This is a genomic window from Pseudoalteromonas sp. NZS11 (assembly GCF_015864765.1).
GTDB lineage: Bacteria > Pseudomonadota > Gammaproteobacteria > Enterobacterales > Alteromonadaceae > Pseudoalteromonas > Pseudoalteromonas arctica.
On the sequence record NZ_JADYWP010000003.1, the window covers coordinates 273,677 to 287,305 of the forward strand.

Below are 13,629 nucleotides of genomic sequence, written 5' to 3' on the forward strand. Positions count from 1 at the left end.
CTATTAGCTATTTAGCAATCTACTAGTAGATAGTTTGTTTTGATATGAATAAATTGTCAAGTAGGCTAAAGGGAACGAGTAGATAAACGTAACTAGTTTAGTGTGCTTAAGTTACGTTAAAATGGGTGTTTTAGTGATTCTGTAAATTGATTTATAAGCTCAATTTCACAGAGTTTATAGCTAATGGCCGCTGTTGTCGCATTAGGAAGTTTTATTAAGTAACGCCATTGGCAGGCGCTCTCAAGGTACTTTTCGTTATTTTTAATGCTGCGCATAAATAACGGCAATACTTGCGTATTGCCTGTGCTTTCTTGTGATTTAGTTAGCTCATATTTGCGCTTTTGTATCCAACTGCCTTGTGCTTGCTTTGCTTTATCGATCTGGCTATCTAGGCATTGAATATACCGCTTAGCTTCATCGGTTGTTGCTTTAGCGGCTAAAGTACATGCTTCATCTGCAAAGCTGTACTGGCTTGTAGTTAATAGCACAATGGCAGTTAGTTTTAATAAATAGTTACTTTTTGTCATTGTAATTAAACTCTAAGATAAATTGAGCGCCGGCTAAGTTATCAGCATCGGTAATGGTAAGCGTCCCGTTATACGACTTAACTAAATCAGATACAATCGCCATGCCTACGCCGTGTCCACTTTCGTATGTATCGAGGCGAGTACCACGTGTAAGTAAAGATTCACGTTTATCCTCTGGCACACCAGGGCCATCATCGCTAATTCCAATACACAGAGTTTTACTTTGGATTACTTGTATTTCTACTTGCGAGCGACACGCTTTACAGGCGTTATCAATTAAGTTACCGAGTAATTCCATTAAATCTGTTTGGTCACCTAAAAAGTAATCTTTTTCGGTTACGGTGCAGGTAAAAATAATATCTTTATCACGGTATACTTTTGCCATAGCACTGAGTATTGAATCAAGTACTGGCTTAATAGGTGTTTGCTTTTTCCACGTGTCTGATGCACCGGTTGCAGCACGCTTTAATTGGTGCTCGATCATCACATTAATTCGGTCGAGTTGTTCTTGTGCATCGGCATCGTTTGCCAATGGACTTGATTTTAGTACTGCAAGCGGTGTTTTAAGTGCATGAGCAAGGTCGCTTAATGAGGCTCTGTAGCGCTCTTTTTGGCGCTGTTGCGACTCAAGTAGTAAGTTTAGGTCTGCTTTTATTGTTTGCAGCTCTACAGGGTAGAGGCCTTTAATTTCTTGAATATCACCCGATTCAATCGCTTTTATTTCTTTATCGAGTCGTTGGAGTGGGCGAGCGCTCCAAATGAAACCAATAGCCATTAGGCCTGCAATTGCAATCCCCATGATAAACATCCAATCTACAAGGGTTTGCTTAAAGCCATCCATTATACGAAGTAGAGCGTCGTTACGTTTGACTAATATAAAGCGAGCTTGTTCTGATTGATCTATGTTGTTTAAAATTACAGTCAGGCTAAGTTGCCAGTACGCGGTATTATTATACTCCACACGCCTGAAGTCGGCGGCACCTGCTTTGGTTTCTATTTGTTGAGGTACATAGTTTAAATTTACAGCCGATTCTGAGTTCCAAACAGGGTCATCATCGCGGTAAATCATTGCGTAGGTATCTGAATTTAATCTGTTTAACTCAGGCGCTAAAATAGTGCTGGGCATAATAATACCATGCTCAGTAAAGTCGACTTCAGATATTAGCGAGTAGAGCTGCGCCTCGAGGGTTTTTTCTGTCGCATCAACAAGCGAAGCGTAATACGCTTTGCCAATTGAATAAAATAAGATAGGGAGTGCGACTAATAAAACAAAGACAAGGATAAATCCTTGCCTTATTTTTAACGATATTTGCGGTATTACCACTGGCTTTTAAGCCTGTAACCACGCCCACGTAGTGTTTCTACTGGGTTTAGTACGCCTTCAGGGTCAAGCTTTTTACGCAAACGTAGTACAAATACTTCAATTACGTTTGAATCAAGGTCGAAGTCTTGGTCGTAAATATGCTCAGTAAGTTCTGATTTAGAAATTACTTTTTGCGGATTTACCATTAAGTATTCAAGTACTTTATATTCGTAAGCTGTAAGGCTAAGCTCTTTATCATCAACCCATACCTGTTGTGAACGTGTATGAATTTTAATTGGACCCGCAGTCATTTCTGGATTTGCTTTACCAGCACTGCGACGAATTAATGCATTACAACGTGCAATAAGTTCTTCAACATGAAATGGTTTAGTAAGGTAGTCATCTGCACCTGCATCTAAACCTTCTACTTTATCCTGCCAGCGATCGCGCGCTGTTAAGATTAAAATAGGGATAGTAATGCCTTGTGCTCGTGCTTTATTGATTAGCTCAATACCGTCTATTTTAGGTAAACCTAAATCAACTACGGCCATATCAAGCGGGTATTCTGTAATGTGGAAAAGACCTGCTTCACCATCGTGACATAAATCCACGCTGTAACGTTCTTTTTCTAAAGCATTACGTAGGTTATCTGCTAAATGTAAATCGTCTTCAATAACTAAAATTCGCATTTGTTAATCCTTTTTCACTTCGCCGGTTTTTTTATTTATATGTAAATCAACGACGTGGCCGTCAGATTTGAGTATTCGTACGGTATAAAAATCTGTTTTTTCGGTAATTTTTAAGGTCTTACCGCCTATTGTTTTCTTTGCAAGTATTACGGCTTTCTTTTTGTCCACCTCAGCATGAGATGCTTGGGTGGCCGTCGCTGCTTGAGCAAAGTTAGCTAAGCTAACACAAGCAATAAAACCGAGGCTTAATAATACGCGCATAATGGAAAACTCCTAGACCAGACCCACTTAGTTTAATTAACTAAGTTACTAAAATTCAAGTAAAAACGCTAAATTCGCTTTTATCTCAGTAATTTTAATTAAAATCTTGTGAACAAACCCTGAATTACAGTGCAACACACGCTCTTAGGGTTTAATACACTTTTAAGCAGGGAACACTTTTTTGAAAGGTTTAACAATTGTATTTTCATAGATGCCAGCGGCAACGTAAGGGTCAGCTGCTGCCCACTCTCGAGCTGCTTCTATTGACTCAAACTCAGCAACAACTAATGAACCGGTAAAACCTGCTTCTTGAGGATCTTCACTATCGACTGCCGGAAACGGACCCGCAGTTAATAAACGGTTTTGTGAATCAAGCTCACTAAGGCGTGCTAAATGTGCAGGGCGTGCTGCTTTTCTAAGCTCTAAGCTGTTTTCAACGTCTGTTGAGTGAATCATGTACAACATAAGGAATCTCATAAAAATTGTTAAATTTGATTAACGCAATACTACCACAGCGTTGAAAATTGGTGAATTAAAAGCGTATTTACACAGGTTTACACTTCGATTTTATTTTTAAGCTGTAATTGCTTGAAAATCTCTGTGTAACACTGGTAGAGTCGCTGAAATATACAAAATAATAAAAAGGTTTTATGCATGAGCGAAAATAGAGAACGATTTAGTTCCCGTCTCGGATTCATAATGGCAGCGGCAGGTTCGGCTGTTGGTATTGGCAATTTAGTTGGTTTTCCGGTTTCTGCTACCAAAAATGGTGGTGGCGCATTCTTATTAATTTACGCTTTATTTGTCGTATTTATTTGTTTACCAGTCATGATGGCTGAAATGGCAATGGGTCGTAATGCTCAAAAAGATCCACTTGGTTCGTACAAGCTATTATCTAATAACGATAAAAAATGGAAGCTAGCAGGTTTTTTAGCGGTGCTTACACCATTTATGATTGCTGTGTTTTATATGGTAATTACGGTTTGGATTTTTGGTTACTTAACGCAAACAGGCCTCGGTAATTTAGATTTACTTGCAGATCCTGGCCACTTTGGTGTTTTTATTAATAGTTACACTGTGTTTGGCTATATGGCCGTTGTGGTTATTATTGTTAACTTAATTTTGTTAGGGGGTGTTAAACAAGGCATAGAAAAAGCCGCTAAATTTTTAATGCCAGCCTTACTTTTCATGCTACTTGCTTTAGTTACTTATGTATTAACGCTTGATAACGCAATGGCCGGTGTTAAATACTACATTATTCCTGATTTTTCTAAGATGAGTGCAAGTGTACTTAATGGCGCATTAAGCCAAGCGTTTTTCTCGCTATCGCTGGGTATGGGTATATTAATGACTTACGCGTCGTACATTTCTAAAAAGGATGACATTGTAAGTAGCGCTAAAATGGTCGCTATTACAGACTCACTCGTTGCGTTTGTAGCGGGCCTAATGGTGTTGCCCGCTATATTTAGCTTTGATCCAAACACAGACCCATCAGCACTTTCTGACTCGTCTGTATCAATGATTTTTGTATACCTACCTAAAATATTATTAGCACTGCAAAATGATATTGGTTATGTAGGTGCGTCTATTGTTGCGTTCTCATTCTTTTTATTAGTATTTTTTGCAGCGATTACTTCACTTGTTTCAATAGTAGAAGTACCGACAGCAACACTAAGTGACCGTAAAGGTATTAGCCGTAAAAAAGCATTGGGCATCCTTACACTTTCAACCGGTGTACTTACTATTTTATGTACAATGTCGTTTGGTATGATTGACAGCCTTACTTCGTTCACCAGTTATGGCGGCGTTAATAAGAGCTTTTTTGATATTATTGTTGATGTATTTTACGACACAATTTTACCGCTTAATGGCTTAATGGTGTGTTTGTTTGTAATGTACCGCTGGAAAAAAGCACGCTTAACACAAGAGCTAAGCTTAGGTTCGCCTAATTATGCGGGAAGCTTGATGGAAAAGTACGTTAACTTTTCACTTTCAACGTTTATTCCTGTCATTCTAGCTGTGATATTTATAAATACAGTGGCGACTAAGTTTTTTGATTTAAAAATATTTGGTTTTTAAATAGACCTCTTTAAAAGCTTATTGAATAATAAAATGCCGCTCAGTTAAGCTTAGCGGCATTTTTTATAGGCGTTTTTTTACAGGTATCTGGTCTAACTATTATACCAACCTGCATAAATCTTTGATCAATTTAACGAATTAAATTGCACTATAACGTCGTTAAAAATTTTTTATTTAGAACAACTAGATACAAAGATTTTTGCCTAGTTCTAGCGTAATTTTCTTAACGTTAAATAGACCCCATATATAAGCAGATTGGTATTAAAGATATTTAAAATGAATAAAATTATTATTGGGTTTGCTTTTGCTATTTCATCATTTGGCGCATTTGCACAAAGCGCTGATGGTTGGCCAGAAGGCGGTGCAATGCACACCGGCAATACTTATAATTTAGAGGGCAATAGATACAAAACTAAAATCAGTAAAATGATGGATGAAATTTACCCGCAACTAACTGATGATTACCAAGTAGATGCAGTTAAAGCACAAATAAAAGCATGGGAGCAGTATATAGATGCTACATGTAACGTTGTTGGCATAGCAACGGGGGCCGGTGGCTCTTGGCCCTCAACATATAGTGTTAAATGCGAAAGAAGCCTAAGTTATGATAGATACTTTGCGACTAAAAATGCGCTAAAGTGTGTTAATAGATTGAGCAAAGAAGAGTTTGTAGGACACAGCGAAAAGTTAAATTGTTTAATTCAAACATTAAATATAAAAATATTTTAAGACCTACATAGCGCTACAGCTAAATTATACAGTTAGCTGTAGCATTTTAGGCTTTATAGCAACTCAATACTTACTGTTGCGCCTTTTTCGATATTGCCGCTTTGTGCTGGCACTACAATTAAGCAGTTAGCTTTACTAAGCGACGAAAGTACACCCGAGCCCTGTTTATTAAACGGGGCAACCAACAAGTCACCTTGCTCGTTAATTGTTGCTGTACCGCGCTGAAAATCAGCTCTGCCAGGGCGCTTTTTAATAACGGATGTAGTAACAGCGTTAAAACGCATTTTAGGGTTTACTTCACCAAGACCCGACAGCTTTTGCAGTGCCGGCTCTACTAACTGATTAAACGTAACTGCAGCCGACACAGGGTTACCTGGCAAGCCAAAAAAGTAACTGTTACTTAGTTTACCAAAGGCAAAAGGTTTGCCTGGTTTCATGGCTATTTTCCAAAAGTGAATTTCGCCAATTTCGTTGAGCACTTCTTTAGTAAAGTCGGCTTCACCAACCGATACACCGCCTGAGCTTATTACGGCATCGGCAAGTTCGTTCGCTTTTAAAAATGCATTAGTGATGAGTTCTTTGTCATCAGGAATAATTCCTAAATCAATCACGTCTATATTTTTTTGTTGCAGCGCACTAATAATAACAGCGCGGTTGCTTTCAAAAATAGCGCCTTGCTTAAGCGGCTGACCAGGTTCTATTAGCTCATCGCCGGTAGAAAGCACGGCTATTTTTAAGGTTCTTACCACGTCTATATTGGCAATTCCCAAAGATGCAAGTAACCCCACATCAACGGCTTTTAATTTATCGCCTGCTTTTAAAATAACGTCGTCTATAGCAATATCTTCGCCAGCAAAACGCACGTTTTCATTTAGCTCAGGTTGCGCAGTAAACGTAATTTTATCGCCATCAACCGAGGCGTTTTCTTGCATTACAACGCCGTTAGCGCCAGGTGCAATGGCAGCGCCGGTCATTATTCTTACGCATTGACCAGGGGTAAGTGTTCCTTCAAAAACTTGACCTGCAAACACACTACCTACTTGTGTGTAGGTTAAGCTTTTATCTGAAATACACAGCGCATAGCCATCCATTGCAGAGTTGTTATGAGCTGGTACGTTTATAGTTGATTTAACATCGCTTGCTAAAACGCGATCAACGCTTTGCATTATAGTGATGGTTTCAACGTCTTTAACTGGCGTTATTGAGCCAAGTATATTTTGTATTGCAGTTTCAATTGGCAATAAACCGGGTGCATTGCAAACATCGTTCATATATATTGCTTACTTAAATCATTTTATTTTGAAACAATACTTATAATGTCAAAGCTTTACAATACATGGTTGGGTTATTTTTTGCTTATCGCATGCATGCTTTCGTGCGGCGTAAACGCAAAAGAAACGCTGCAAGTAGCCGTAGCGAGTAATTTTAAAACTGTATTGCAAACCCTACTAAAAAAATCCCCATTACCTAATGTTGACGTGAAAATATCAGCCGCTTCTAGCGGTGTTTTATATTCGCAAATAGTGCATGGCGCACCATTTGATGTGTTTTTATCGGCCGACGATTTTCGACCGCAATCGCTTATTAAAGAAGGCTATGCTGAGCAAAGCAGTTTAATCACTTACGCGTTAGGCGAACTTGCTTTGTGGCAACCCAAAGCTGAAAAAGTAAACGATAAAGTAGCCATTGCTAATCCGCGCTTTTCACCATACGGGCGTGCCTCAGAGCACTACGCGAATAACCATTTTAAAAAGCCAGTAAACTATGTATACGGTAATAATATTACGCATGCGTTTCAGTTTGTGCAAAGTGGTAATGTAGGAGTAGGGCTAGTGGCTGTTTCATCACTAAAGGCGGCTTACAGTAACACGCAAGATCAAAAATATTTAGATTACACCGTGCTGCCTACCAATCAATATCCCGATATAATTCAACAAGGCGTTATTATTAGCTCGACTAAAAAGCGTGCTAGCGCTAAGCAACTTATGCAATTTTTAATGACGCAGGCTACGCAGCAGCAGTTAATTGAATTAGGTTACAGAATAAAGGACAACAATGCTTCAAAGTGATTTAACCGCGCTGTGGTTAACTATAAAACTTGCCTTTATAACCGCAGTACTCCTTCTTGTTTTTTGTATTCCACTGGCTTACAAGCTCGCTGGCTATAATGGTAAATTTAAACCATTTTTAGAGGCATTAATTGCAATGCCTTTAGTGCTGCCGCCTACGTTATTAGGGTTTTACTTACTTGTTTTATTTTCGCCTGATCACGCTTTTGGGCAGTTTTGGTTTTGGCTAACGGGTACACAGCTTGCGTTTAGTTTTCAGGGGGTGGTTATTGGCTCGCTTTTTTATTCGCTGCCTTTTGTAATGCAGCCGCTTGTGGCTGGGTTTAAGCATATTAATCAAACCTATAACGAAGCTGCCATTGCGCTTGGATTAAGCCCGTTTAAACGCTTTGTACATTTAATTATTCCGCTTTTAAAACCCAGTATTGGTAGCGCATTTGCTTTAGGCTTTGCGCACACATTGGGTGAGTTTGGTTTGGTATTAATGATTGGCGGTAATATTCAGGGGCAAACACAGGTGGTGTCTATTGCGCTTTACGACCATGTTGAATCGTTAAATTATACGGCGGCGCATCAGCTTTCACTTATTTTACTGGCTATTTCGTTTGCCTGTTTAGTGCTGTTATTTAAGTTTAATAAAAGCATTGTAGGGGTTAAGCAATAACATGATTAAGTTAAGCCTTTTTAAAGCACTCAATAATTTTGATTTAGATATAAACCTTAAGCTTGAGTCGTTTAATGTATTGGGTGTTTACGGGCCTTCTGGCTCGGGTAAGTCAACATTACTGCGTTGTATTAGCGGTTTAGAGCCTGCAAAAAGTGTTTATGTAAACAATCAGCCAGTGCATGAGCTGCCAAGCGATAAACGCGGTATTACGCTTCAGTTACAATCGTGCCCGTTGTTTCCTCATTTAGATGTGGCAGGTAATTTAGCGTTTACACAAAAACACTGCGGGAATAAGCAAACCAGCTTAACGCTTCAATACGTTGTTAAAACACTTGAATTACAAGACTTACTAAACCGTGATGTACAAAGCTTATCGGGTGGCGAACGCCAACGTGTAGTATTTGCGCGCACTTTGCTTGCCGGTCAAAAATTTATAATGCTTGATGAGCCTTTTAGTGCGCTTGATTGGTCATTGCGTTTTAAAACGCTCACTAAACTTAGCGAGTTTGCAGTTAAGTTTAATATTAAATTTATAATAGTAAGTCACTCATTAAAAGAGCTGCTATTTTGCTGCGATACCCTTATTCAGCTTGATAAAGGTAAGGTGATAAACCAAGGTGCAAGTGCACACGTTGCAAAAGCTATTTATGCAAACGACAGGCAAACACCGCTGAGCTTAATTAATTACAATGTGGTTAAATTTGATGAAGACTATGGGCTATATCAACTACAATTACAGCAAAGTGAGCAGCCGCTTTTTGTGCTTCCTGCACTTGTAGATAGCAGTAATAAGCTAATTATAGAAAGTGAGCAAATGTCGTTTAGTGCGTTAAAGCCTGAGCAAACAACGCATAGCAATGTTTTAAGGTCGGTATTAACTCAGGCTGAGCTTATTAATAATAAATGGCAGTTAACGCTTAATGTAGATGGGCAAACATTGTATTGCTTGGCATCAAGACGAGTGTGGGACAAAAACGACTTTAAAGTGGGTGATGTGCTTTATACAACAATCAGTAATCTAGAATAACTAAATGCTGCACACCGCACATTGACTGTTTTTAGCTATTTTAAAACGATTAAACTCCATGCTTAAACCATCCACCAGCAATAAATGTTTGTCTAAGCCACTTGGCAAACCAGCAAGCATTTTTAGCGCTTCAGTAGCCTGAATACTGCCTATTAGCCCCACAATTGGGGAAAGTACGCCGGATTCAGAGCAGCTTTGTGTTTGTTCACTAAAAAATTGTGATAAACAGCCATAACAATGGCTGTTTTCATCCATAGTAAAACACGCGACTTGTCCTTCCATACGTATTGCAGAGCCTGACACTAGCGGAACTTTAGCTTTAAAACAGGCGCTATTAAGTGCATTGCGCGTTGCGAGGTTATCTGAGCAATCAATTACTATATCAATGTTATTAAATAGCTGTTCTGTGGAGGTACTTGCATCAAAAAATGCCTCAATAGTGTTTATGTCTATTTCACTATTAAGCGCGTTAAGCTGTTTTTTAGCAGCACTGCATTTTGAACTACCAATATCACTTTCTTTATACAGTATTTGCCTTTGCAGGTTGGTCACGTCTATTTCATCGTTATCAACTAAGGTAAGCGTCCCAACGCCAGATGCCGCTAAGTATTGACCTACCGCACACCCAAGCCCACCCACACCAATAATTAAAGCATGCGATTGCCATAGCTGCTCTTGTCCGTCTATATCAAGCTGCGGCAGCATAATGTGCCTAGAATAGCGCAGTTGCTGCTGGTAAGTTAGCGGTGTTTTTTGCATTTTCAAACTTCTCATACTTTTTTTGAACAATACCAAGTTGTTAAATCCAAGAGCAAGTAGTAACGCTTTTTATTTGCACTCTAACAACCCAGAGCCCTTCACTCATATAGTGCAACTATAACGTATAAAAACAACTGTTGCATGTAACTATATGAAATTTATGGTTTTTAATTAGTGGCTCAGTAATTGCTATATCGGGTTAACTTAAATTTAACAAACATTGGGCTGCTACTCATATAAAAGGGTGGGGCATTAATAAAACAATAATACGTTTACGAGGAAAATAAACATGCAACCGAGTTCTGGGTTTAACCTAATATCGTTTAGCGGAAAAATGAAAGTATTGCATCTAAGTTGGATGGTCTTTTTTGTGTCATTTTTTGTATGGTTTAACCATGCTCCTTTATTAGGTGCCATAGCGGGTTCACTTGGGATCACCATGGCACAAGTTAAAACATTACTAATTTTAAATGTAGCGTTAACTATTCCAGCGCGTGTTGTGGTGGGTATGCTAACCGATAAATTTGGTCCCCGTATTGTTTATGCGGCACTACTTATTAGCTGTAGTATTCCATGTTTTATGTTTGCTATGGCAACTACATTTGAGCAAGCCGCAATAGCGCGCTTTGCTTTAGGCTTTATTGGTGCTGGCTTTGTTGTGGGCATTCGTATGGTGAGTGAATGGTTTCCTGCTAATGAGTTGGGTATAGCGGAAGGTATTTATGGCGGTTGGGGTAATTTTGGATCAGCAGCAGCGGCTATGTTATTACCGATTATTGCACTTATGTTTGGTGGCGAAGATGGTTGGCGTTATGCAGTAGGTTTAACCGGTGTATTAAGCGTTATATTTGGTATTATTTGGTACCTAAATGTAACCGATACACCAAAAGGCGGTACATACTTTAAACCTAAAAAAGTAGGCGCAATGGAAGTAACCAGTAAAGGCGACTTTGTATTACTGCTTATTATGAAAATTCCTATGTACGGCGCATTAGCATTACTTACTTGGAAGCTTTCGCCAACTGGTGCTAACCTAATTTCGGCTAATTTTGTACTTGCCGTGTATGCTTTTTTAGTTCTGCTTTATATTTACGAAGTGTATAAAACCTTTGACGTAAATGGTCATATTTTTAAAGAGCCTGTACCCGAGTCGCATCGTTATGAGTTTAAACAAGTGGCTGTTTTAAATATTTTATATTTTACAACTTTTGGTTCTGAGCTTGCGGTTGTTTCTATGTTGCCGCTGTTTTTTATGGATGTATTTGCGCTTGATATGGTGTATGCGGGTATTTTAGCCTCTGCTTATGCATTTATGAACTTAGCATCTCGCCCTGGTGGCGGTTGGATTTCAGATAAATTAGGTCGTCGTATAACACTTATTGTACTTACGATGGGTCTTGCTGTTGGTTATTTTGTAATGGGCTTGGTTGATGCATCGTGGCCTTTATGGCTTGCTGTTGTAGCTGCTATGGCATGTTCGTTCTTTGTGCAAGCCGGTGAAGGCGCCGTATTTGCGGCAGTACCGCTAATTAAGCGTCGTTTAACAGGGCAAATAGCTGGTATGACAGGGGCTTACGGTAATGTAGGTGCGGTAGTTTACTTAACGGCATTGTCACTTGTTGATTATCAAACTTTCTTTTTCATTATTGCGGGTAGTGCATTACTTGGCTTAGGCGCACTGTTTTTTATGAAAGAACCAGATGGACATATTACCGAAGTAAATGAAGACGGCACCGTTGAACTTATTTCAGTGACTTAAGGCATTATTGACTATGTTTGATGAAACACTCCACGCTAAAGCACTCAAAAATGAACTCAACGTTTCATTTGGCGGGCACAGCGCTAAAGGGTTAAAAGCAGAAAACCAAGATGCGTTTGCTGCTCTTAATACTAAAGCGCAAGAAAAAGAGTCTAAAGGCGTCATTGCCTGCTTAGCCGATGGATGTTCATCAGCAAAAAATGCTAAACAAGCGTCTCAACTTTCGGTTACTCATTTTATAAATGAGTATTTAAATACCCCTGAAAGTTGGGCTGTTAAAAAGTCAGTGTCGAAGGTGCTAGCAAGTTTAAATCAGTGGCTTTATTCGCAATCGGTTAATTACAATCACTTAGGTCAGCGCCAAGCCGATTGGATGACCACGTTTACAGCACTTATTTTAAAGTCGGCAACGGGTTATATATTTCACTTAGGTGATACGCGTATTACCCGCCTACGTGGGACTAAAATAGAGGCGATAACACGGGATCACAAAGTAAACGATACGCTAACACGTGCGCTTGGCGCACAACTTCATCAAGAAATAGATGTTTACGAAGTTGACCTAAAAGCAGACGATATTTATATATTAACCTGCGATGGCGTACACGACGTGCTCCCAAGTAGTGATATAGCTAAATTAATTAATGAGCACACTAATTTAGAAAATGCAGCTAAAGCAATTACCGAACTTGCATTAGCGCGAGGCAGTGACGACAACGTAAGTTGCTTACTGGTAAAAGTAGAAAATATTGCCGAGCAAAAGTTAGATGAGCTTTATCATTCGCTAACACGACGAAAAATTCCACCTGCGCTTAATGTTGGACAAAAAATTGATGACTACACGGTTATTCGTAAATTACATGCCAGTAGTCGCTCGCACATTTATTTAGTGCAACAAGCGCCCGATATACCGCCAGTGGTTTTAAAAGCACCTTCGGTTAATTTTGAAGACGATGTGCACTACCTTCAAGGCTTTATAAGAGAAGGCTGGGTAGGGCAACGCATAAACCATTTAAACGTGATGAAAGTGCTAAGTACGCAATCGCAGAGTCGTTTTTTGTATCATATTTGTGAGTACATGGACGGGCAAACACTCAGTGATTGGAAGCACGACGTCCCGCACCCAGAAATAACCCAAGTACGCAGTATTATTGAACAAATAGTACATGCACTAAGGGCGTTTCAGCGACTCGATATGGTGCATCGCGATTTAAAACTTGATAACGTAATGATAGATGCGCACGGTAAAGTAACGCTCATTGATTACGGCACCGTAAGTGTTGCGGCTATGGACGAGTCGGTTAAACAAATTGCGGATGATTGCCCGCAAGGCACTGCCGACTATACGGCACCCGAAACACTTATTACTATGCACGCCGATTTTAAAAGTGATTTGTTTTCACTTGGCGTGATTGCATATGAGTTATTGTGCTCAAAATTGCCTTATAAACCACTGCCACTTAACCACGTAGCGCCAAAAGATTACAGCCATTGGCATTACACAAGTATTCGTAAATACAGAGCCGATATTCCGTTTTGGTTAGATCAAGCCCTTATGAAGGCGCTTGCCCCTAAACCAGAGCTCAGATACCAAGCTTTTTCTGAGTTTATAAACGATATCAACAAACCTAATCCTTATTTAGAAAGTACCGCTAATAAAAGTTCAATAATGAAACGCGATCCAGTTATGGTGTGGAAATGTATTTCGCTGTGTTTATTTATTGCTTTGGTATGTGTATTAATAATTAAAACGTAGAGAA

The 13,629-nt window shown here is 39.3% G+C and carries 14 protein-coding genes; 7 read left to right on the forward strand and 7 right to left on the reverse strand.

Features of this window, described 5'->3' with window-relative positions; translation table 11 throughout:
• Positions 1–116: 116 nt before the first annotated feature.
• The 5 genes from I6E82_RS08300 to I6E82_RS08320 form a co-directional block, all read right to left on the reverse strand.
• Positions 117–527 (reverse strand): hypothetical protein, encoded by a 411-nt coding sequence (locus I6E82_RS08300; RefSeq protein WP_007585278.1) that lies wholly within the window; start codon positions 525–527, stop codon positions 117–119.
• Positions 514–1,851 (reverse strand): ATP-binding protein, encoded by a 1,338-nt coding sequence (locus tag I6E82_RS08305; protein ID WP_010552535.1) that lies wholly within the window; start codon positions 1,849–1,851, stop codon positions 514–516. The genes I6E82_RS08300 and I6E82_RS08305 overlap by 14 nt, the downstream gene beginning before the upstream one ends.
• Positions 1,845–2,519 (reverse strand): response regulator transcription factor, encoded by a 675-nt coding sequence (locus I6E82_RS08310; protein ID WP_007375447.1) that lies wholly within the window; start codon positions 2,517–2,519, stop codon positions 1,845–1,847. The genes I6E82_RS08305 and I6E82_RS08310 overlap by 7 nt, the downstream gene beginning before the upstream one ends.
• 3 nt (positions 2,520–2,522) lie before the next feature.
• A complete protein-coding gene (locus tag I6E82_RS08315; RefSeq protein WP_002959808.1) occupies positions 2,523–2,780 on the reverse strand; it encodes a PepSY domain-containing protein in 258 nt (85 codons plus the stop codon).
• A gap of 162 nt (positions 2,781–2,942) precedes the next feature.
• Positions 2,943–3,245, reverse strand: coding sequence for a YciI family protein (locus I6E82_RS08320; RefSeq protein WP_010552536.1), 303 nt, complete (start codon positions 3,243–3,245; stop codon positions 2,943–2,945).
• A gap of 189 nt (positions 3,246–3,434) precedes the next feature.
• On the opposite strand from I6E82_RS08320, the gene I6E82_RS08325 reads away from it, so the two are divergent.
• Positions 3,435–4,859 carry a sodium-dependent transporter gene (locus I6E82_RS08325; protein ID WP_010552537.1) on the forward strand — a complete coding sequence of 475 codons (1,425 nt, stop codon included), beginning with the start codon at positions 3,435–3,437 and terminating at the stop codon, positions 4,857–4,859.
• 276 nt (positions 4,860–5,135) lie between these two features.
• Positions 5,136–5,588: a DUF1311 domain-containing protein gene (locus I6E82_RS08330; protein WP_165721845.1), complete on the forward strand. Its 453-nt coding sequence runs from the start codon at positions 5,136–5,138 to the stop codon at positions 5,586–5,588.
• Positions 5,589–5,641: 53 nt separating this feature from the next.
• On the opposite strand, the gene moeA is transcribed toward I6E82_RS08330, so the two are convergent.
• A complete protein-coding gene (moeA, locus tag I6E82_RS08335; RefSeq protein ID WP_197117488.1) occupies positions 5,642–6,859 on the reverse strand; it encodes a molybdopterin molybdotransferase MoeA in 1,218 nt (405 codons plus the stop codon).
• 45 nt (positions 6,860–6,904) lie between these two features.
• Here moeA and modA point away from each other — a divergent pair, with 45 nt between their 5' ends.
• The 3 genes from modA to I6E82_RS08350 are packed head-to-tail and all read left to right on the forward strand — an operon-like array spanning position 6,905 to position 9,351.
• Positions 6,905–7,657 carry a molybdate ABC transporter substrate-binding protein gene (gene modA / locus I6E82_RS08340; protein WP_197117490.1) on the forward strand — a complete coding sequence of 251 codons (753 nt, stop codon included), beginning with the start codon at positions 6,905–6,907 and terminating at the stop codon, positions 7,655–7,657.
• The gene (gene modB / locus I6E82_RS08345) at positions 7,644–8,321 is read left to right on the forward strand and encodes a molybdate ABC transporter permease subunit (RefSeq protein WP_002959821.1); all 678 of its coding nucleotides are present in this window, start codon (positions 7,644–7,646) and stop codon (positions 8,319–8,321) included. The genes modA and modB overlap by 14 nt, the downstream gene beginning before the upstream one ends.
• A gap of 1 nt (position 8,322) precedes the next feature.
• Positions 8,323–9,351: an ATP-binding cassette domain-containing protein gene (locus I6E82_RS08350; RefSeq protein ID WP_197117492.1), complete on the forward strand. Its 1,029-nt coding sequence runs from the start codon at positions 8,323–8,325 to the stop codon at positions 9,349–9,351.
• Here I6E82_RS08350 and moeB read toward each other — a convergent pair whose 3' ends face one another.
• Entirely contained in the window at positions 9,352–10,110 is a 759-nt protein-coding gene (moeB, locus tag I6E82_RS08355) for a molybdopterin-synthase adenylyltransferase MoeB (RefSeq protein WP_197117494.1), read from the reverse strand.
• 289 nt (positions 10,111–10,399) lie between these two features.
• Here moeB and I6E82_RS08360 point away from each other — a divergent pair, with 289 nt between their 5' ends.
• Entirely contained in the window at positions 10,400–11,869 is a 1,470-nt protein-coding gene (locus I6E82_RS08360; RefSeq protein ID WP_165727755.1) for a NarK family nitrate/nitrite MFS transporter, read from the forward strand.
• 13 nt (positions 11,870–11,882) lie between these two features.
• Positions 11,883–13,625: a bifunctional protein-serine/threonine kinase/phosphatase gene (locus tag I6E82_RS08365; protein WP_197117496.1), complete on the forward strand. Its 1,743-nt coding sequence runs from the start codon at positions 11,883–11,885 to the stop codon at positions 13,623–13,625.
• The last annotated feature ends 4 nt before the right edge of the window (positions 13,626–13,629 follow it).

Bases quoted from the DNA above. Each gene is read 5' to 3' on its own strand.
- I6E82_RS08300 (WP_007585278.1), bottom strand. From the start codon at position 527: ATGACAAAAAGTAACTATTTATTAAAACTAACTGCCATTGTGCTATTA.
- I6E82_RS08310 (WP_007375447.1), bottom strand. From the start codon at position 2,519: ATGCGAATTTTAGTTATTGAAGACGATTTACATTTAGCAGATAACCTA.
- I6E82_RS08315 (WP_002959808.1), bottom strand. From the start codon at position 2,780: ATGCGCGTATTATTAAGCCTCGGTTTTATTGCTTGTGTTAGCTTAGCT.
- I6E82_RS08320 (WP_010552536.1), bottom strand. From the start codon at position 3,245: ATGTTGTACATGATTCACTCAACAGACGTTGAAAACAGCTTAGAGCTT.
- I6E82_RS08325 (WP_010552537.1), top strand. From the start codon at position 3,435: ATGAGCGAAAATAGAGAACGATTTAGTTCCCGTCTCGGATTCATAATG.
- I6E82_RS08330 (WP_165721845.1), top strand. From the start codon at position 5,136: ATGAATAAAATTATTATTGGGTTTGCTTTTGCTATTTCATCATTTGGC.
- moeA (WP_197117488.1), bottom strand. From the start codon at position 6,859: ATGAACGATGTTTGCAATGCACCCGGTTTATTGCCAATTGAAACTGCA.
- modA (WP_197117490.1), top strand. From the start codon at position 6,905: ATGTCAAAGCTTTACAATACATGGTTGGGTTATTTTTTGCTTATCGCA.
- modB (WP_002959821.1), top strand. From the start codon at position 7,644: ATGCTTCAAAGTGATTTAACCGCGCTGTGGTTAACTATAAAACTTGCC.
- I6E82_RS08350 (WP_197117492.1), top strand. From the start codon at position 8,323: ATGATTAAGTTAAGCCTTTTTAAAGCACTCAATAATTTTGATTTAGAT.
- moeB (WP_197117494.1), bottom strand. From the start codon at position 10,110: ATGCAAAAAACACCGCTAACTTACCAGCAGCAACTGCGCTATTCTAGG.
- I6E82_RS08360 (WP_165727755.1), top strand. From the start codon at position 10,400: ATGCAACCGAGTTCTGGGTTTAACCTAATATCGTTTAGCGGAAAAATG.
- I6E82_RS08365 (WP_197117496.1), top strand. From the start codon at position 11,883: ATGTTTGATGAAACACTCCACGCTAAAGCACTCAAAAATGAACTCAAC.